The organism is Nostoc sp., assembly GCF_036919815.1.
In the GTDB taxonomy this organism is placed as follows: Bacteria; Cyanobacteriota; Cyanobacteriia; order Cyanobacteriales; family Nostocaceae; genus Nostoc.
Map to the genome: position 1 here is coordinate 12786 of NZ_JBALCE010000107.1, position 18433 is coordinate 31218.

General features: G+C 43.0%; 19 protein-coding genes. 16 read left to right on the forward strand and 3 right to left on the reverse strand.

Going from position 1 to position 18433, the window contains the following annotated elements; translation table 11 throughout:
- Positions 1-285: 285 nt before the first annotated feature.
- The 5 genes from V7K15_RS24325 (at position 286) to V7K15_RS24345 (ending at position 6413) form a co-directional block, all read left to right on the forward strand.
- Positions 286-942, forward strand: coding sequence for a glutathione S-transferase family protein (locus V7K15_RS24325; RefSeq protein WP_334909674.1), 657 nt, complete (start codon positions 286-288; stop codon positions 940-942).
- 688 nt (positions 943-1630) lie between these two features.
- On the forward strand, positions 1631-2515 hold the full coding sequence (locus tag V7K15_RS24330) for a lipid kinase (protein WP_334909675.1): 885 nt from the start codon (positions 1631-1633) through the stop codon (positions 2513-2515).
- A gap of 438 nt (positions 2516-2953) precedes the next feature.
- Complete coding sequence (locus V7K15_RS24335; protein ID WP_334909640.1) at positions 2954-3307, forward strand: hypothetical protein; 354 nt, start codon at positions 2954-2956, stop codon at positions 3305-3307.
- A 219-nt stretch (positions 3308-3526) separates the two neighbouring features.
- Positions 3527-4879: a histidine phosphatase family protein gene (locus tag V7K15_RS24340; protein ID WP_334909642.1), complete on the forward strand. Its 1353-nt coding sequence runs from the start codon at positions 3527-3529 to the stop codon at positions 4877-4879.
- A gap of 229 nt (positions 4880-5108) precedes the next feature.
- Entirely contained in the window at positions 5109-6413 is a 1305-nt protein-coding gene (locus V7K15_RS24345) for a dihydroorotase (RefSeq protein WP_334909644.1), read from the forward strand.
- Between the two features lie 308 nt (positions 6414-6721).
- Here V7K15_RS24345 and V7K15_RS24350 read toward each other — a convergent pair whose 3' ends face one another.
- The 3 genes from V7K15_RS24350 to budA are packed head-to-tail and all read right to left on the reverse strand — an operon-like array spanning position 6722 to position 8488.
- Positions 6722-7237 (reverse strand): GNAT family N-acetyltransferase, encoded by a 516-nt coding sequence (locus tag V7K15_RS24350; RefSeq protein ID WP_334909646.1) that lies wholly within the window; start codon positions 7235-7237, stop codon positions 6722-6724.
- Between the two features lie 34 nt (positions 7238-7271).
- Positions 7272-7670, reverse strand: a complete 399-nt coding sequence (locus V7K15_RS24355; RefSeq protein WP_334909648.1) for a VOC family protein — start codon at positions 7668-7670, stop codon at positions 7272-7274.
- Between the two features lie 23 nt (positions 7671-7693).
- Entirely contained in the window at positions 7694-8488 is a 795-nt protein-coding gene (budA, locus tag V7K15_RS24360) for an acetolactate decarboxylase (protein ID WP_334909650.1), read from the reverse strand.
- A gap of 514 nt (positions 8489-9002) precedes the next feature.
- On the opposite strand from budA, the gene V7K15_RS24365 reads away from it, so the two are divergent.
- The 11 genes from V7K15_RS24365 (at position 9003) to V7K15_RS24415 (ending at position 18287) form a co-directional block, all read left to right on the forward strand.
- Entirely contained in the window at positions 9003-9950 is a 948-nt protein-coding gene (locus tag V7K15_RS24365; RefSeq protein WP_334909652.1) for a zinc-binding dehydrogenase, read from the forward strand.
- A 15-nt stretch (positions 9951-9965) separates the two neighbouring features.
- Positions 9966-10313, forward strand: coding sequence for an inorganic diphosphatase (locus V7K15_RS24370; protein ID WP_334909654.1), 348 nt, complete (start codon positions 9966-9968; stop codon positions 10311-10313).
- Positions 10314-10338: 25 nt separating this feature from the next.
- Positions 10339-11139: an SDR family oxidoreductase gene (locus tag V7K15_RS24375; RefSeq protein WP_334909656.1), complete on the forward strand. Its 801-nt coding sequence runs from the start codon at positions 10339-10341 to the stop codon at positions 11137-11139.
- 65 nt (positions 11140-11204) lie between these two features.
- Positions 11205-12119: a TauD/TfdA dioxygenase family protein gene (locus tag V7K15_RS24380; RefSeq protein ID WP_334909658.1), complete on the forward strand. Its 915-nt coding sequence runs from the start codon at positions 11205-11207 to the stop codon at positions 12117-12119.
- Positions 12120-12158: 39 nt separating this feature from the next.
- Positions 12159-12854, forward strand: coding sequence for a hypothetical protein (locus V7K15_RS24385; RefSeq protein WP_334909660.1), 696 nt, complete (start codon positions 12159-12161; stop codon positions 12852-12854).
- A gap of 53 nt (positions 12855-12907) precedes the next feature.
- Entirely contained in the window at positions 12908-13501 is a 594-nt protein-coding gene (locus V7K15_RS24390; RefSeq protein ID WP_334909662.1) for a glutathione S-transferase family protein, read from the forward strand.
- 68 nt (positions 13502-13569) lie between these two features.
- Complete coding sequence (locus V7K15_RS24395) at positions 13570-14952, forward strand: LLM class flavin-dependent oxidoreductase (protein WP_334909664.1); 1383 nt, start codon at positions 13570-13572, stop codon at positions 14950-14952.
- Between the two features lie 241 nt (positions 14953-15193).
- Positions 15194-16156 carry a DMT family transporter gene (locus V7K15_RS24400; RefSeq protein ID WP_334909666.1) on the forward strand — a complete coding sequence of 321 codons (963 nt, stop codon included), beginning with the start codon at positions 15194-15196 and terminating at the stop codon, positions 16154-16156.
- 277 nt (positions 16157-16433) lie between these two features.
- Positions 16434-17081: an HAD hydrolase-like protein gene (locus V7K15_RS24405; RefSeq protein WP_334909668.1), complete on the forward strand. Its 648-nt coding sequence runs from the start codon at positions 16434-16436 to the stop codon at positions 17079-17081.
- Between the two features lie 126 nt (positions 17082-17207).
- Positions 17208-17984 (forward strand): sulfite exporter TauE/SafE family protein, encoded by a 777-nt coding sequence (locus V7K15_RS24410; RefSeq protein ID WP_334909670.1) that lies wholly within the window; start codon positions 17208-17210, stop codon positions 17982-17984.
- 27 nt (positions 17985-18011) lie between these two features.
- A complete protein-coding gene (locus V7K15_RS24415; RefSeq protein ID WP_334909672.1) occupies positions 18012-18287 on the forward strand; it encodes a hypothetical protein in 276 nt (91 codons plus the stop codon).
- The last annotated feature ends 146 nt before the right edge of the window (positions 18288-18433 follow it).

Genomic DNA, 18433 nt, shown 5'->3' on the forward strand with positions numbered 1-18433 from the left:
AACTCCTATATAACAGTCCTAAATCATTCGTGAGAATTTGAGATAGTTACAACCCCCCTGTAGTCCTCCCTTGGGGGGGAAGGGGTTAGCCGGGGGGTGAATTTTCTCCCTATTCAATTCGGATTGCTATAGCAGATCCTAATGAATTACACGTTTGGCAAAAGGTTAACCGCTACGGTAATATCTATTGGTAAGCTTACGACCCTACAACTGGAAAATCTTTTTCTTCAAGTTCTCAAGCTGATGTGTGTATGTACATTGAACAGTTTGACAGGTATTAAAAATATGACGCAACTCACTTTAGTAATTGGAAATAAGAATTATTCATCTTGGTCACTCCGTCCTTGGCTAGTGATGAAACAATTTGGTTTGGAATTCAATGAAATTCGGATTCCTCTTTATGACAACCTAGATTATTCCTCAAAAATTCGGCAATACTCTCCATCAGGAAAAGTACCTGTGTTATTGCATGATACGCAAACTGTGTGGGATTCTCTTGCTATTTGTGAATATCTAGCTGAAACGTTTCCGACTCTGCAATGGTGGCCAGAGGATAAGGCTGCAAGGGCACTAGCCCGTTGCATCACTGCCGAAATGCACTCAGGTTTTCAAAATCTGCGTCAGAATATGCCGATGAACTGCCGTACTAAATATCCTGGTAAAGGTTTAGCATCTGGCGTACAACAAGACATTGACCGCATCACCAGTATCTGGGAAGAATCACGCCAAAAATTTGGGGCTGGAGGCAATTTTTTGTTTGGTAATTTTGCGATTGCTGATGCATTCTTTGCTCCAGTTGTCCTGCGGTTTCTAGCCTATGATGTTTTGTTAGATCCTATTTCTAGAGATTATGTAGAGACAGTTTTGGCGCTTCCAGCAATGCAAGAGTGGATAAATGCAGCAAATAGTGAGACAGAAATTCTCTCCCAATACGAGTTTTAGGTAAAGGGAAAATAAGAACATGAACAGCAAGAATATTTCAATTCGAGATACAAACCAAATGAATATTCCTGCCATTATAAAATTGATTTATTTGAAAGTCGAACTTGGTGGTTAGCCAGGCGCAGGTATCATAACTGCCTATCCTATCACCTGCCTGCCTTCAGAATCGTAGACAATTTTCAATCTGCCACAGCAGAAGTCGATATAGGAATCCTGAATCATTCGTGCGAAACAAGATCCCCGAGTTCTTAAAGGAGTCAGCGATCTGCGGGTTGCAATTCTCATGAATCAAATAGGATTGCTGTATATAAATGTCTTGTTAGCCAAAAGTTAAATAATTGTAACTATTAATAGTACTTATACAAATTTAATTAACAAATATGTATTTATATCCATAAAAAAATATCCAGTTGTTTGGTATTATTTTATGGGTATTATAATATTGGCAAAAATCTCTCTCTTGTCAAAAAAATACCTAAATTTAGCCATTTCGGGAATAATAATTATATTTTCTGAGTATCAACACACCGAGGAATAATAGAGATAAACTAGATAAATTAAAAATTAACCTTGAGGAAAGGAATTTTTGATAACTGTCATAACAACTTAAACAGTTTTTTATAGTCAACTTGAAGCAGAATACATGGATGCGGATTATTGGACATATCAACTACAAAAGGTACTACCCATGAGTTCCCGCGCACTGCTGTTAGTAAATCGTCATGCCCGCCAAGGGCAAAAGGGTCTGTCAAAAGCGATTCAATATCTGAAGACACTCGGCTTTGATTTAATTGAGGAGTCTACAGAAGACCCCAAACATCTTGCTGAAGTTATATTTCGCTATCAACATCAAGTTGAGTTGGTAATCATTGGTGGAGGAGATGGGACTCTCAATGCCGCAGTAGATGCTTTAGTTGATACTCAATTGCCTTTAGGAATCTTGCCTCTGGGAACTGCCAACGATTTAGCGAGAACTTTGGAAATCCCCAATTCCCTCAGCGAAGCTTGCAAAATTATTGCCTATGGAAATTTACACCGCATTGACTTGGGTTGCGTGAATGGCAAACACTTTTTTAATGTTGCCAGTCTGGGATTAAGTGTAAAAATTACCGAACGACTTACCAAAGAAGTTAAACGCCGTTGGGGACTATTTGCTTATGCTGCCACTGCCTTGCAAGTGATTTGGGAAGCTAGACCTTTTACTGCGGAGATTGTGATTAATGGTGAATCAGTTCGCGTGAAAACAGTGCAAATTGCTGTGGGTAACGGCCGCTATTACGGCGGTGGTATGGCAGTGGCTGAGGATGCCACAATAGATGATCAAAGGCTAGACCTTTATAGCTTGGAGCTTAAACACTGGTGGCAAATTATACTATTAATTCCGGCGATGCGACAAGGGCGACATATACATTGGCAGAGTGTACGTTCTCTTCAAGGTCAACAAATAGAGGTGTATACTAGCAAGCCGCGTCCGATCAATACAGATGGTGAAATCACTACTTATACACCTGCTCATTTTCGGGTTATATTTAAAGCAATAGCTGTTTTAGTACCCCCAGAAATCAGGAGTTAGGAATTATTCTTCCACGCTGTGGTCAGCGAAAGCTACATCTAGACCAGTCTTTTTCAGGAATTATGCAACTGGCACAAGGCGATCGCCATCTTTAGTACACAAGTCTTAATAAGTGGAATGCACCAAGAGGCTTCTGCTGTCCCGTACAACAGTGATTGATAGTAGTGAAGCACTATTCAACTTTTTCTCTTGAAAATTTAGACAACGTAACTCAAATAAATGCTGGCATATCTCAACGAACTTAACCGCGATCGCTAGTTATAATAGCTTGGCTTATATTTTATCTGTTTATTTTAGGCAACACAGAGCAGGAATCATTGACAACCTAAGTATATACGCAATACAATTATTGTTATAGAACCTAACGATAGAGTTAATTAAAAGAATTTGCCCAGAGAATAAATCCAAGCAATATTAAAGATAATTTGGATAAAACAAATGAACACCAAAATTATTGCTTTCTTGGGAATTACGGCAGCCTTTGCAAGCTTAGGAAGCCAAGTGTACGCACAGTCACCAGCATCAAGCTTAAATCGAGGAGAATACAGATTAACTGGTGATTCTCTAGTTGGAATTGATCATAGAACAGCCCAAAATGACTTTAGAAGCTTTTTTGAGCAAACTAATCCCGCAAGCATCTCCAACAACAATAGAAGAAACAATAAAACTCCACTCAAAATCCGCTTTAACGAATCATTATCACTGCCAGACACTTCTGTTTTCTTAACACCGGCTCAGTCGGGGAATGAGAATGATGGATTGCAAGTGCAGTTAGATATAGAGAGAGAATAATCAGGTATAAAGATTAACGCTGTAGTTCTGACCGTAGATGCCTGATTATCAAAACAGCTTTGTTAAGAAACATTGTCAACACAACGCTGTTTTTGCGGCTCATCCTGTCTCCCCTACGAGAATAAAGTTTCGCACCTGACTAAATCCGCATTCCTGAGTCGATAATTCTGCAATCATTTTGCAGTAGAATTAATCGTCTAGATAGAGGAGGGCTTTGCGATGACTCGTGTCATTATTGTGCGCCACGGTCAAAGCGGTTATAACACCGAACGGCGTATTCAAGGGCGCACTGATGCGTCAACATTAACCGAAAAAGGTCGTAACGATGCTAGTAAAGTAGGCAAAGCCCTCAGCAATATTTTATTTAATGGGATTTACAGCAGTCCCTTGCAACGAGCCAAACACACAGCAGATATTATCCATAGTGAGTTAGCTACTCATTCTGAACAGTCTGCTGTAGTCCAAGTTTCTGATTTGCTGCTGGAAATTGACTTGCCTTTATGGGAAGCACTGTTAACTGCTGAAGTTAAGCAGAAATTTGCCGAAGACTACCGCACTTGGCACGAACGCCCCCACGAACTGCGGATGTTGCTTAATGATGCACAAGGGACAAGAGAACATTTTCCCGTTCTTGCTTTATACGAACAAGCACGGCAGTTTTGGCAAGAAATTTTGTCTTACCATCAAGGCGAAACTATTCTGATAGTGGGACATAACGGAATTAATCGCGCCCTGATTAGCACAGCGCTATCCATCCCTGCAAGTCGCTACCATTCAATACAGCAATCTAACTGTGGCATCACCGTACTAAATTTTGCCGGGGGATTGGGCGAATCAGTCCAACTAGAATCCTTAAATCAGACGCAACACACCGGAGAGATTCTACCCTCATTGCGACCTGATGATCAAGGAATACGGTTGTTACTGGTGCGTCATGGGGAAACTGAATGGAATCGCCAAACTAGGTTTCAAGGGCAAATTGATGTCCCCCTCAACGACAACGGTAGACAACAGTCGCAAAAAGCAGGCGAATTTCTTCAACAGGTAGCGATCGATTTTGCTGTAAGTAGCTCAATGTTGCGCCCTAAAGAAACAGCAGAGATTATCTTAAAACAACATCCTAATGTAAAGTTAGAATTGCAAGATGGTTTAAGGGAAATCAGCCACGGACTCTGGGAAGGAAAATTAGAAACAGAGATAGAGCAAGAGTTTCCGGGAGAATTACAGCGTTGGCGGCTAGTACCAGCCCAAGTGCAAATGCCTGAAGGGGAGAATTTGCAACAAGTTTGGGAGCGCAGCGTTGCAGCTTGGCAATCAATTGTGCAATCAGCATCAACTAATCAATTTAAAACTGTTTTAGTAGTAGCTCATGACGCTACTAACAAAACGTTGCTTTGTCACATTCTGGGTTTATCGCTGGAAAATTTCTGGAATTTTCGCCAGGGTAATGGCGCAGTCAGTGTTATCGATTACCCTTCTGGAATAGATGGTTTACCAGTATTGCAAGCGATGAACATCACCACTTACTTGGGTGCAGGGGTACTAGATAAAACAGCAGCAGGAGCATTGTAATTGAGTGCTGAGTGCTGAGTGAGGAGTTGGGAGTGAGGAGTTAGGAGTTATGAATAAACTTAGGAGTTAGGAATAAAGTTAAGAGTGAAAAATTATGACTGATGAATAAAGTTAGAAATGATGAGCAAGGAACAAATAACTCATAATTCCTAACTTATAACTCCTAACTCCTGTACAGACGCGATTAATCGCGTCTCTCCAAACCCTTAACTCCTAACTAAAAACTTTTATGACTGAACTGCTGCAACAAGTACGGGTAATTGACCCAGTTTCTGAAATCGACGGACTTTTTGATGTGCTGATTGCTGATGGTTATATCCAAGCAGTAGCTTCGCGCATTTGTGATATCAGTTCCGATACTAAAATCAGAGATTGTCAGGGATTAGTCCTCGGTATTGGGTTAGTAGATTTGTACAGCCACTCTGGTGAACCTGGCTTTGAAGAACGGGAAACCCTTTTGTCTCTTTTACAAGCTGCTGCTGCTGGCGGCTTTAGCAGAGTTAGCATTTTACCCGATACATCCCCAGCTATTGATAACCCTGCGCTTGTGGCACAGTTGCAGCAAAAGAGACGTGGGCAGATAAGGGAAATGAGGGAGAAGGAGAAAATTAATTTGGCTTCCCCTGCTTCTCCTTTCCCCCTGCTTCATATCTGGGGTGCTATTACTTTAGATGTTGCTGGGAAGCAAATGACGGAATTGGCAGATTTAGCGTCGGCTGGAGTTGTTGGTTTTACGGATGGTAAACCTTTAGAAAATTTGGCGCTGGTGCGGCGAGTGTTAGAGTATCTTCAGCCGTTGGGTAAACCAGTAGCTTTTTGGCCTAGCGATCGCCAACTAACAGCAAATGGTGTAATGAGAGAAGGGTCCGATGCTCTGCGTTTCGGTTTACCCCCAATCCCCGCCAGCGCTGAAACTACTGCGATCGCAGCAATGCTTGAATTGGTTGCAACCATAGGCACACCAGTCCATATCATGCGTGTCTCTACATCTCGCAGTGTGGAATTAATCGCTTCAGCCAAGGCTGCTGGTTTACCCATCACCGCCAGCACCACCTGGATGCACCTTTTACTTGATACAAAAGCAGTTAAGAGTTATAACACCAGCTTGCATTTAGACCCGCCTTTAGGTAATCTTCGTGATGTGGCAGCGTTGCGTGCTGGGGTGCGTGCGGGTGTGATAGATGCGATCGCTATTGACCACGCACCCTACAGCTACGAAGAAAAAGTCCAAGCTTTTGCCGAAGCACCAGCCGGAGCAATTGGTTTAGAATTAGCATTACCTTTACTGTGGCAATATCTCGTTGAAACTGGAGAATTTACAGCTTTAGAATTATGGCGGGCATTGAGTAGCAGTCCAGCCGAGTGTTTGGGGCAAAAAGTCAGTGCGATCGCACCTGATCAACCAGCAGAACTTACTTTATTTGATCCCCAGCAAACCTGGAAAGTCGAACGTAAAAGTCTTTATACACTTTCACAAAATACACCTTGGTTAGGACAACAATTAAAAGGTCATGTTGTGCAAACCTGGTGTTGAAAAATGCAAAAAAGTCCGAGATTCATGACTTTTTATAGAGGTATCAATACATTGGTATTTCAAACTTATATAGCCCTACTTAATCATTCGTGAACAACGAGATACCTGACTTGTTAGACAAGTCGGGTATCTGAGTCTTGTGAATCTGAATTTAATTAGGGACTTCCAAATAAAAAAATACTCAAAAAACTGACGAAAAAACTCTCTCCTCCTTATTCCTCTGTGTTCTCTGTGTCTCTGTGGTAGCCTGCGGCAAGCCCTCCGCGTCTACGTTTATTTGGATAATTTATTTCTTGGAAGTCCCTTATCTATGAGCCTTTTCGGTACTGTACTTCGTGGTTAAATTCATCTTGGTTAGACTCAATATTTTTAAAAGATATCGCGCGGACAAATCCCAGATTATGCAATAAAGCAATAGAACGGTGATTTTGGATATTAACATCAGCGCAAAAATCCAGATTTTGGTATGTCTCAACTAAATAATTAATCATACACTTAACCGCTTCGCGTGCATAACCTTTTCCCCATAAATTAGGAAAAAACACATATCCCAGGATTGCACTATTATCTACAGTAATTGTTGCTTGAACATATCCAACGTAGCATTTTTCTACAAAAGACCAGACAGCCCAATTCAACCATATCTCTGTTCCATCTGGTGATTGACGACGTGCCAACACTATGTAGCAATCGCGAAGCGATTCAACGCTTTGTGGTGGTATATCTTCGATAAAGTCGTATATACTCGTACTCTGTAATCCATCAAAAAGCAGTTCGGCATGATCCGGTTTTAGTGGTTCTAAACACAGTCGTTGAGAGTACATTTTCATCTTGTGAACTAGCGCTGCACTAACATTGTTAAACTTCTCTATCGCCTGTATGTGAGGAAGTTAACGTCAATAGATAGCCGTCCGGTGCAGTCAAAGTAAATGAACTGTGGATTCTGCCTGGTTCGATCTCAGAAACAGTCAGATCCCACTTCTTAAAAGTATCTCTGGTGGCAAAAATATCATCTACCATTAGATCAAAAGGCGCATTAATTCCAGGTGCGATCGCCTCTAAACTTTTTCTCAAAACTAAGTGCGTTCCTCCCCGTAATTCTAAAACAGCTAATTGTTCTGATTTGGTAATCAGCCGCAGCCCTATCTTGACAAAAAAATCGCTAGCCTCTGGTATATTACTCACATATAATCTCACATGACCAATCGCCACAGGAGGACGGGTATCCTTTTCTTTTGCAATAGTTTCTGGTGACATAGCTTTAATCCAAAAATATTTAGTTACCGTTTAACTCTGTTGACTTCAGCAGGTTTGCTATCTGCCAAATCAGCTTTACTAAACTCCGCAGTTTTGGGCAAATTTATCTCAACGTTTGATAAACTATCAAGTTCTACTTTAGCATTTCTGAATTGTCCATCTAAAATATGTCCTCCAGTTTTTCGATTTGCAGTTATGAAATGAAAGTGATAGCCATTAACATTTACTCCTTGCATATATTCGGGTGTCCGAAAACCCACTAAAGTACCATTGACGTTCCTTAACTCAAAAATTGATTGTTCTTTGACTACATCTACTAAAGGACGATTGGGTAGGGTTTGTTTGGGAACACTTCTAAATTTGAGATAAGGAAAATTACCTTTAATCCGAATAGCATAAGGATAATTTTTACTCGGTAAGCGCTGATCTAACGATTGCTGCAATTGTTTATAATTAATCTGCCCTTCTAGATTAATTAATGTTTGTGGTTTAAAAAAGGTGACTGTAGCAAAAGGGCTTGTCATCGAATCAGGAATAACAGAGGCAACTCCATCAGATTTTACCTGATAAAATTTGCCATCTAATCCAATCATTTCTCCATCCAGATAATTTACTGTTCCCAAACCAAAATTACCGGATTTTTTCAATTCCTTAAAATTAGTGTTTCCCTCATAAATACCTATTGACAAAGCACTAATTGTAGATGTTTGAAATAGGGTATTGGATGACGTATATTCCTGAGTTCTCCCTGGAAGAATGATACCTAATAATACAGTTATGGTTAAAATACTTATCCATAAATAACGCTTAAGTTTCATAAGATAAAAATTATTACTTTTGAATACTGGTGTACTACGTAGTAAAATGCCTAGACTGCCAATACGGTTCGGTTAAGGTTATTTGATGAAAATAATACATCCCAAAGACGCGATAAATCGCCGTCTCTACGAAGGACTGATTATTGTAAAGACGGCGATTTATCGCGTCTCTTGCCTTAACCGAACAGTATTGCCTAGACGCCTGGAAGGCCGCTTCTCGTAGAGCAGGAGGTTGACAGCGACTAGCTTACTACGTAGCAATAGATGCAAGCATTGATGAAACAAATCTTTTTGCGGGGTACTTGATTATTTTGTCTGTATTGTGATAGTTTTCTTTCTACGCCCTAAAATTACTATAAACCTATCGAGTTACCGTAGATTGTTAAATATCATTAACCTAGTTGTAGGGATTTGGGGTTAAGAAGGACTAGCTAAATCTATCGAGTTTATTATTGTAGGCAGTATATCGTGAAACACCAATCTAGAAATTCATCTCTAAGCCAGGGCATTCTCTATGAGTAAAATACGTGCTGTAATTGTTGATCCTAATGTGGTTGGACGTTTAGCACTGAGTGAAGTGACTGCACCAAAGCCTACCCCAGATGAAGCTCTAGTGCGGGTAGCCGCGATTTCTCTCAATCGGGGAGAGGTGAAACGTTCAACAACTGCTGAGGCTGGTTGGCAGCCTGGTTGGGACTTGGCAGGTGTAGTGGAAACCCCGGCTGCCGATGGTTCAGGGCTTCCCCAAGGGACGCGTGTAGTTGGCTTGCGCCGCGCCGGTGCTTGGGCAGAACTAGTGTCTGTTCCCACCACCGCCTTAGCAGAAGTGCCGCCATCGGTATCCTTTGCTCAAGCTGCCACACTGCCTGTAGCGGGTTTAACCGCGTATCATGCAGTACTAAAAGGTGGTTCGCTGTTAGGTCGTCGAGTTCTAGTTACAGGTGCATCAGGAGGTGTTGGTTACTTTGCTATCCAATTGGCGCAACTGTCAGGGGCGCACGTCGTAGCATATATTCGTCAAGCTAGCTATGAAACTTTGGTTAGAGAAGCAGGAGCAGAATCAGTGGTGATTGGCGAAGACCTCTCACCCGCAAGCGAATATGGCCTCTACGATCTAATTATAGAGTCGGTAGGTGGCAAGACTTTGGGGGTAGCTCTTAGCTTACTGGCACAGGATGGAAAAACTGTGCTGTATGGAGTATCTGGGGGAGCAGAAGTAACATTCAACGCCGCTCAATTTTTTGGGACTGGTAGCGTAAGCCTGTATGGTTTACGTCTGTTCGATGAATTGAGATTTGAATCAGCCGCAGTCGGTCTAAAACGGCTTTTGAGTTTAGTACAAGCAGGTCATTTACATCCTCACATTGATTTAGAAGCTTCTTGGACACAAATAGCTGATGTAGCACAACAACTACTCGACAGGCGTTTTCCTGGCAAGGCTGTTTTACACATTTCCAATTGAGTATTAGCTGATGGCATGGGAGATAGTACTGACTTCTGGTTCAAACTAGATCAACTTGTAGCTGCTAGTAATCTCAAGATAGATCGTCCAAAAGGGACATCACATCCACGTTATCCATCCTTCGTTTATCCACTGGACTATGGATACTTGGAAAACACTCGCTCTGGAGATGGAAATGATATTGATGTCTGGATAGGTAGCTTGTCTAGTCAAACAGTAACTGCCGTTATTTTCAGTGTTGATTTGGAAAAGCGAGATACAGAAATCAAGATACTTCTGGGTTGTACATCAGGGGAAAATCAAGCCATCTTGGATATCCACAATACAGGCTCTCAATCAGCAATATTATTGGTTCGCAAGTAAATTACATTTTTGAGGGTAGCTTTGTATGAGCTTAGAACTAAAACTATCAGGTAAAACAGCGATCATTACCGGAGGAAGTGCGGGAATTGGTTTAGCCACCGCCAAAGGACTTTATAGTGAAGGTGTGAATGTTGCGATCGCAGCCCGCAATCAAGAAAGACTAGAAAATGCAGTAGCTGACATCCAATCCTTACCCACGCCAGGGGCGAAAGTGATTGCCATCAGTGCTGATTTAACAAAAGCAGAGGATGTTGAGAAAGTTGTTTCAACCACCTTAGCCCAGTTTGGTCAGATTGATATCTTGATTAATAACGCTGGTTCAGCCCGTGCTGGGTCTTTCCTGGAATCCACCGATGATTTATTTTTGGATGCTTGGAACTTAAAATTATTGGGCTATATCCGTCTAGTTAGAGCCGTCGTCCCCCATCAAAAAAGTCGCGGTGATGGTCGGATTGTCAATATAGTCGGCGGTGCAGGACGTACACCTCGTCCTAACTTCCTAGCTGGTGGTACAAGCAATGCGGCTTTGCTGAACTTTACAAAGGGCATTTCTAAAGAGTTAGCCGAGTACAAGATTCGGATTAATGCCATATCGCCCGGTGCTACAGCTACTGAGCGTGCTGAACGTTTAGCCCAGCAGAACGCCCAAGCGCAAGGGATCACCGTTGAGCAAGTAAAGGCACAAAACATTCAAAATATTCCTTTAAAAAGAATCGCCCAGCCAGAAGAAATTGCTGCGCTGGCGTTATTTCTGGTATCTGATCTTGCTGCATCGATTACAGGAACAGAGATTATCGTTGATGGCGGCTCTACCCCTGGTGTTTAGCAGACGCGATGAATCTGTTTAGCAGACTACATTGTAAAAACATAAACTTCTTGGAGATAAAAAACATGGGTTCTCAACACTTTGACATCAAACCAGTTGCAGGACGTATCGGTGCTGAAATCATCGGTGTTAATCTGAGTTCTAACCTCAGCGATGACATTATCAGCGATATTCGCAAGACTCTAGTCAAACATAAAGTGATCTTTTTCCGTGGTCAGCAACAGCTTGATGCTGATGGACAAGTCGCCTTCGCTCGTCGTTTTGGTGAAGTCACTACAGCCCACCCCACTGTACCATCGCTGCCAGAAAACCCAGAAGTCTTAGACCTGAATTATGGTCGCACTACTTCCCGCGCCAATAGCTGGCATACCGATGTGACATTCATAGACCGTCCTCCTCTCGGCTCTATCTTACGAGCGCTTGACATTCCCCCAACCGGAGGCGATACAATCTGGGCAAACTCGGTGACTGCCTACCAAGATTTACCTACCCATCTGCGTAATCTTGCAGATCAACTTTGGGCAGTACACAGCAACAAATACGACTACGCAACTGGATTCGATCTACCCGAAGATGTCAAGGCTTACCGGGCTGTCTTCACCTCGACTGTATACGAGACTCTGCACCCAGTTGTACGCATCCATCCCGAATCCGGCGAACATGGGCTATTTATCGGCGGATTTGTGCGCCAGTTCCGTGGCTTATCAACGACTGAATCAGATGACATTCTCAGACTGTTACAAGCTTATGTAACACGTCCTGAGAACACAGTCCGTTGGCGTTGGCAAGTTGGTGACGTAGCCTTTTGGGATAACCGGGCTACTCAACATTATGCGATCGCAGATTACGGCGACCAGCCACGCCACGTTCAACGAGTCACAATTGTCGGCGATCTGCCAGTTGGTATCGATGGTAAACAAAGTGAGGCCATCAAGGGAGACGCTTCTGAGTACAATCGGCGTGAGGCGGTGACTGCGTAATATTTCGGCAAACAGGCAGAAGATTTAGAGGAGCGATGCATGAGTAATACACGTGCTACTGTTTTAGAAACAATAGCAGATACTTTAGTCGAGCGTGCTGAGGCTCTGCCTTCTCGTGTTCTGCAAGTAGCGGTGACAGGCATTACTGCTAGTGGAAAATCCACTTTGGCCCAGGAGCTAGCGCAGACTTTAACCAGACGTGGAAGAAGTTCTTTTCACATTGCAGTGGATGATTTCCATAACCCACGTTACCTGCGCCATCGCCGAGGTCGTGAGTCGGCTGAAGGCTACTATTTTGATGCCTACAACTATCCGCTCCTCAAAAAGCTTGTGCTTGAACCACTCGGGCCTGGGGGTAATTTAATCTACCAGGCACGTGGGTTCGAGTTGGAAACAGATGCTCCAGTGGAAGAGGCACTTAATAAAGCCAATCCTGGAGATATTTTTCTTTTTGCTGCGAGTTTTCTGCTACGACCAGAGATTGTCTCTTACTTTGACTATCGTATCTATATAGATACAGATTTTGAGGTGGCCGAGCAGCGTGGCGTAGACAGGGATGCAGCACGGCTTGGGTCTTGGGAAAACGCAGTTCGTCTATATCGTCAGCGATACCATGCTGCACAACGAATCTACTTTGCGGAATCTAATCCTGTGCAGTATGCCGATGCTTTATTGAAAAACAATAATTTGGCAGAACCGATTCTCTTCTTCAGAGCAAATCATCCTAATTCGTAATTGTTAAAACGATAGACATTTGAACCCAGTATCTAATGATGATCGCGCTTTTTATGAAACTCTTCTATACACCTAACTCGCCCTATGCACGTATTGCACGGATAGCAACACTAGAACTGAATCTGTGCGATCGCATCGAAATGGAAAAAGTCACTGTACGAGATCCAAACAGCGACCTACTGAATTACAACCCTACAGGTAAAGTTCCAACGCTAGCGACTGACGACGGATTTATCTTGAGTGAAACACGCATAATATGCGTTTATCTGAATCACTTAAATCCTGAAATCAAACTAGTTGCTGAGATTTCTAATGGCTTTTTACAGCAACTTGAAGGTATGACTGGTGGGTTCATAGATGGCATTAGTGTCTGGGTACGGGAGTTAAGGCGTCCAATCAGTGAGCAGTCTTCTGGGGTGAGCGAGTTAGAACAAATACGGGCGTTGAGAATTTTGGACTACTTCGAGAAGATATCAGATAAACTCGACCAAACTCCTAAACTTGCTCATATAACTCTCGCCTCTGCACTTGGACTAGAGATCCGTCTTCCTGATTTGCAATGGCGACAGAAATATCCAAAACTTGCCTATTGGTACGATGAATTCTCTAAACGATCCTCCATACAAGCAACAATACCAGAGTCCTAATAACTAACACTTTCTTGTTGCAAACAAGAGAAGGAAAAAAGCAAGAGTACGCCCTCGCAGATAGAAATATGAGTACGAAAAAACAACTTAAACTCGGAGCATTTTTACCCGGTTCCGGTCATCACGTCGCAGCATGGCGGCATCCCAATGCCCAGGCTGATGGAGGTCTGAACTTCCAGCATTACAAGCAGCTGGCACAGACGGCTGAACGGGGTAAATTTGACATGCTTTTCCTCGCAGATGGTTTGGCCGTCTGGGATAGAGGGCAAGGGGCTGAGGCTTTTAGCCGTTCGGGACAATTCAGTGTCCACTTTGAACCTTTAACTTTGTTGTCGGCTCTATCTGCGGTGACAGAACATATCGGCTTGGTGGCGACATCATCAACGACCTACGATGAACCTTTTCATCTCGCTCGCAAGTTTGCGTCACTGGATTATCTGAGCGGTGGTCGGGCCGGATGGAATCTTGTAACCTCTGCTGCTGAAGCCGCAGCGCAGAATTTCAGCCAAGAAAACCACCTAGAACACTTGCTACGCTATGAACGGGCGAAGGAATTTGTGGATGTTGTCACCAAACTTTGGGACAGTTGGGAAGACGATGCTTTCCTCCACAATAAGGAGTCAGGTATTTACTTCGATCCAGAAAAGTTGCATATTCCCCACCACAAGGGTAAATATTTCTCGGTGCGGGGGCCGCTGAATGTGGCGCGTCCACCGCAGGGGTATCCAGTAATCGTACAAGCTGGATCTTCTGAGGCTGGCCAGGATTTGGCTGCCCAAACAGCAGAGGTGATCTTCACTGCACAGCAGACACTTGCAGAAGCTCAAGCGTTCTATGCCAGCGTCAAGGGGAGATTGGCTAAATACGGACGTTCCCCTGATCATCTCAAGATTATGCCAGGGGTATTCCCGGTAATTGGTAAGACTGAGCAGGAAGCTAAGGATAAATATGAGCAACTTCAGGAGTTGATCCATCCCCTGGTAGGATTAGGGCTACTCTCTGGGCTAGTGGGTGGCCATGATTTATCTAAGTATCCCATAGACGGGCCTCTGCCTGATCTGCCAGATACCAACGGTGGTAAAAGCCGCTTGCAGCTGATCACCGATCTGGCCCGCAGAGAGAATTTAACAATCCGACAACTGTATTTGTGGATTGCAGGAGCGCGGGGACATCGAACGATTCTCGGAACACCAGAACACATTGCCGATCAGTTAGAAGATTGGTTCGTCAATGGTGGGGCTGATGGATTCAACATCATGCCGCCCTGGTTGCCTGGAGGTTTAGATGAATTCGTGGACTTGGTAATTCCCGAATTGCAACGCCGAGGAATATTTCGTACTGAGTATGAAGGCCAAACCCTGCGCGAAAATCTCGGTTTACCCCGTCCGGGAAACCAGTTCATCACAAATGCGGCTGCTCCTGAACCTGTGGGCGTCGGTTCCTTTGGATAGTTTTGATTAGACTTCTTGCATAAATCAAAAATTAAGAACCCCACCCCGGATTTACTGACGCAAACGCTCCCCTCCCCACAAGCGAGGAGGGGATTAAGGCTGGGGTGTTTGGGACTTTTGCAAGAGGTCTATTGAATAACTGGCAGTGTTTTTGAAGCGACGGCTTTGATTTCCTCAAACTTCATCTGGTTTGTTAGGTTTTAGCAATACAATCAGGTCGTCTCTAAGGAAACTTTTTATCGTGTTGGGCATCTTAACGGTTCTACTATCCTCGTTTGTTTTGACGTTTCACAACGTTACTGTCCGAGTTTTGTTTTCAGAACATCTCGTACTCGGTTTATTTTTACTCGGTGGATACGTTAAACCGGATTTGCAGAATTCCTTCTTGCTGATGTTCATGCGAATGCTGCTGGTGGTTCCACTGATGGCATCTCTATCATTTAAGCTATATCCATCTGCTTGGACAGAATTTCAAGACTTGTTCACCCGCAAGCGTAGGGATGTTCTGATTCAAGCTCTTGGCTGTGGAGTGCTGATGTTTGTATATATTGCCTCACTCTACATTGCTATTGGCTTGATTCCCACAGGAATTGCCTTGACCCTCTTCTTCACCTATCCCGTATTTACAGCACTGCTATCTTGGAGGTTTTTTGGCGATCGCCCCACCCGCTTTCGTTGGCTGGTGATGGGTATTATCCTAGTAGGAAGCGCTCTCACCATTCCCCAATCTTCTGCCACCTACAGCAGTCATACCATTGCGATCGGTATTTTCGCTAGTTTTGGCGCTGGCATCGTTTACGCCTTTTATTGCATCATTGCTCAAAAATGTTTAGAAAAATTTCATCCAATTCCCTTTACCTGGATCAGTTTTGCCTCCACTTTACTGCTCTCCGGTTTTAGCTTACTATTCTGGCCAGCTGCGATCGCCCAACTTGACTGGACACCCTTATGGATTGGCAGCATATTTTCAGGTCTGGTCAGCTTTCTCGGACACACTCTAAACAATGTGGGGATTCGGATGGTTGGCGCATCTACCGCCTCCATAATTGGCTCTAGCAGTCCAGCATTGACGGCGCTAGTTGCATGGATAACTATTAGCGAAACTTTAAACGTAATTCAGAGCGTGGGGATTGGTGTTGTCACATTGGGGATCGCGTTACTTAGTGGAGAAGGCTTTTTTAAATCGCTCAAAATTAGAAGTTAAATTGGGCATGGGGAATTTTAGAATAGCTTACAGCGCTTCTCACTTGAGTCGAATACAGACCTAACCCCCAGCCCCTTCCCTTGTAGGGAAGGGGAGTAAGATTAAAAGCCTCTCTCCTTTTAGGAGAGAGGTTTGGAGAGAGGTAAAAATCTATTGCATATAAACGAAAACCCCTTTATGTAATACCAATTATCCCAAATCAAGCTAGAACTACAGACCTATAAATCCCGATTAAAATTGACTTTATTAATTACGAATTACGAATTAATAGTAAGATATGCCTTTCTCCGCTATCCTTTTTGATTTAGACGGCACGTTGACAGATCCTAAACTTGGTATCACTCGCTGCATTCAGTATGCGCTATCTGAACTCGGTTACAGACCACCGAATGCTGATGAATTACATTGGTGTATTGGCCCACCATTGAAAGGCAGCTTTTCGCAATTACTCAATACCTTGGATGACACAGTAATTGAACAAGCTATTTCATTGTATCGTCGTCGCTTTGCCACTATTGGATTATTTGAAAACTGCCTTTATCCTCAGATTCCAGAAATCTTAAAAGCGATTCGTTTTGCTGGTTATAAAACTTTTGTTGCAACTTCCAAACCCTACATTTATGCTACGCAGATTATTGAATTTTTTGGATTATCGTTGCTTTTTGATGGTGTTTATGGTAGTGAACTTGACGGAACGCGAAGCATAAAAGGCGACTTAATCCAACATATTTTACTAACAGAAAAACTTTTAGCCTCTACTGTGGTGATGGTAGGCGATCGCTCACATGACATGATTGGAGCAAAGCACCATCACATTGCTTCAATTGGTGTTACCTATGGCTATGGAACTGAGGAGGAATTGAAAGCTCATGGTGCTGACTTGATTGCCCATTCGCCAAGTGAGATTCACAGATTAATAAGCTAAATCACATCTAGTTTCTAGTTTGCATAATCTGAAATTGTACATTTCTTGTGGGGTGGGCGTCTCGCCCGCCCAATATATGCAAGTTAAATGTGGAACAACTTAATTCGTAATTCGTAATTAAAAATAATGCCGCCATCATTAACATTTATCCATAGCTTACTTCTCTTTAGTACCGCTTTCATTGCAGGCGGGTTAAATGCTGTAGCGGGTGGTGGAAGCTTTATTACATTTCCAACTCTCATTTTTACAGGTGTACCGCCGATCGCAGCTAATGCCACGAATAATACTGCGATGTGGGTGGCGGCTCTAGCAAGTGCTGGAGCATATCGTCAAGATTTAGGCATCGAGCGGCGAGATTTTTTGCTTCTATGTGGTGTCAGTTTAGTTGGTGGCATGATTGGCTCCATCGCTTTGTTATATACATCCCCAGATGTCTTTCAAAAGCTGATTCCCTATCTGTTGCTGCTAGCAACTCTGGTATTTACCTTTGGCGAACCTTTCAAAAAGTGGTTGCAGCGTCAAAACCAGGATAAATCACCGAAATCTGCACCCTTGTTTAATTTGGTACTGGCTCAACTAGCGATCGCAATCTACGGCGGTTTCTTCGGCGCAGGTTTAGGAATTTTAATGCTGGCAACTCTGACATTTTTAGGTATCAAAAGTATTCACACAATGAATGCTTTTAAGACATTTTTAGGGAGCTGTATCAATGGTATTGCGATCGTTCCTTTTATTTTTGCAGGTGTGATTGCTTGGCATCAAGCGATTTTGATGGCCGTGGGTGGTTCCCTTGGTGGTTATTTAAGCGCCCACTATGCTCGTAAACTTGAACCCCACTTAATTCGGAAATTTGTCATGATTGTTGCCTTCACTATGACTGCCTACTTTTTTATTCACGGTTAACGACTGGGAACTATTTAGGGTTGATGTATGGAAGCATCAAGAAAATCGCAAGTCATGCTGCGTGCTTTTAGTTCCAGAAATTTTCGCTTGTACATTGTCTTTGCCCTATCCCGCGTGTTCTGGCTTTCGTTGCTTTCATTATTGGCGGCTGGTTTCGGCTTTATTTTGCAGATAATTGCCGGACGTACTTTGCTTCAGTTGTTGGTGAGCGATCGCAATCGTGGGCAAATTACTGGTCTTTACCAGAAAAATGGGTTTAAAGCCCTGAAAGAGCTTAAAAGAAAAATAGCTCTGACTATTTGAAAGAGTGCATAATCAGCCATAATACTAAAAATTGGTAACAACAATGAATACTATAAATGATCCTGCTGTTGTAACTGAAGTAACTAATTTGTACCTCAAGTATGAAGAAGCCCTTGGTAATAACAATTTTTAGTATTATGGCTGAT

Bases quoted from the DNA above. Each gene is read 5' to 3' on its own strand.
- V7K15_RS24340 (WP_334909642.1), top strand. From the start codon at position 3,527: ATGACTCGTGTCATTATTGTGCGCCACGGTCAAAGCGGTTATAACACC.
- V7K15_RS24410 (WP_334909670.1), top strand. From the start codon at position 17,208: ATGCCGCCATCATTAACATTTATCCATAGCTTACTTCTCTTTAGTACC.
- V7K15_RS24415 (WP_334909672.1), top strand. From the start codon at position 18,012: ATGGAAGCATCAAGAAAATCGCAAGTCATGCTGCGTGCTTTTAGTTCC.
- V7K15_RS24345 (WP_334909644.1), top strand. From the start codon at position 5,109: ATGACTGAACTGCTGCAACAAGTACGGGTAATTGACCCAGTTTCTGAA.
- V7K15_RS24355 (WP_334909648.1), bottom strand. From the start codon at position 7,670: ATGTCACCAGAAACTATTGCAAAAGAAAAGGATACCCGTCCTCCTGTG.
- V7K15_RS24390 (WP_334909662.1), top strand. From the start codon at position 12,908: ATGAAACTCTTCTATACACCTAACTCGCCCTATGCACGTATTGCACGG.
- V7K15_RS24380 (WP_334909658.1), top strand. From the start codon at position 11,205: ATGGGTTCTCAACACTTTGACATCAAACCAGTTGCAGGACGTATCGGT.
- V7K15_RS24335 (WP_334909640.1), top strand. From the start codon at position 2,954: ATGAACACCAAAATTATTGCTTTCTTGGGAATTACGGCAGCCTTTGCA.
- V7K15_RS24375 (WP_334909656.1), top strand. From the start codon at position 10,339: ATGAGCTTAGAACTAAAACTATCAGGTAAAACAGCGATCATTACCGGA.
- V7K15_RS24395 (WP_334909664.1), top strand. From the start codon at position 13,570: ATGAGTACGAAAAAACAACTTAAACTCGGAGCATTTTTACCCGGTTCC.
- V7K15_RS24350 (WP_334909646.1), bottom strand. From the start codon at position 7,237: ATGTACTCTCAACGACTGTGTTTAGAACCACTAAAACCGGATCATGCC.
- V7K15_RS24405 (WP_334909668.1), top strand. From the start codon at position 16,434: ATGCCTTTCTCCGCTATCCTTTTTGATTTAGACGGCACGTTGACAGAT.
- budA (WP_334909650.1), bottom strand. From the start codon at position 8,488: ATGAAACTTAAGCGTTATTTATGGATAAGTATTTTAACCATAACTGTA.
- V7K15_RS24385 (WP_334909660.1), top strand. From the start codon at position 12,159: ATGAGTAATACACGTGCTACTGTTTTAGAAACAATAGCAGATACTTTA.
- V7K15_RS24365 (WP_334909652.1), top strand. From the start codon at position 9,003: ATGAGTAAAATACGTGCTGTAATTGTTGATCCTAATGTGGTTGGACGT.
- V7K15_RS24330 (WP_334909675.1), top strand. From the start codon at position 1,631: ATGAGTTCCCGCGCACTGCTGTTAGTAAATCGTCATGCCCGCCAAGGG.
- V7K15_RS24370 (WP_334909654.1), top strand. From the start codon at position 9,966: ATGGGAGATAGTACTGACTTCTGGTTCAAACTAGATCAACTTGTAGCT.
- V7K15_RS24325 (WP_334909674.1), top strand. From the start codon at position 286: ATGACGCAACTCACTTTAGTAATTGGAAATAAGAATTATTCATCTTGG.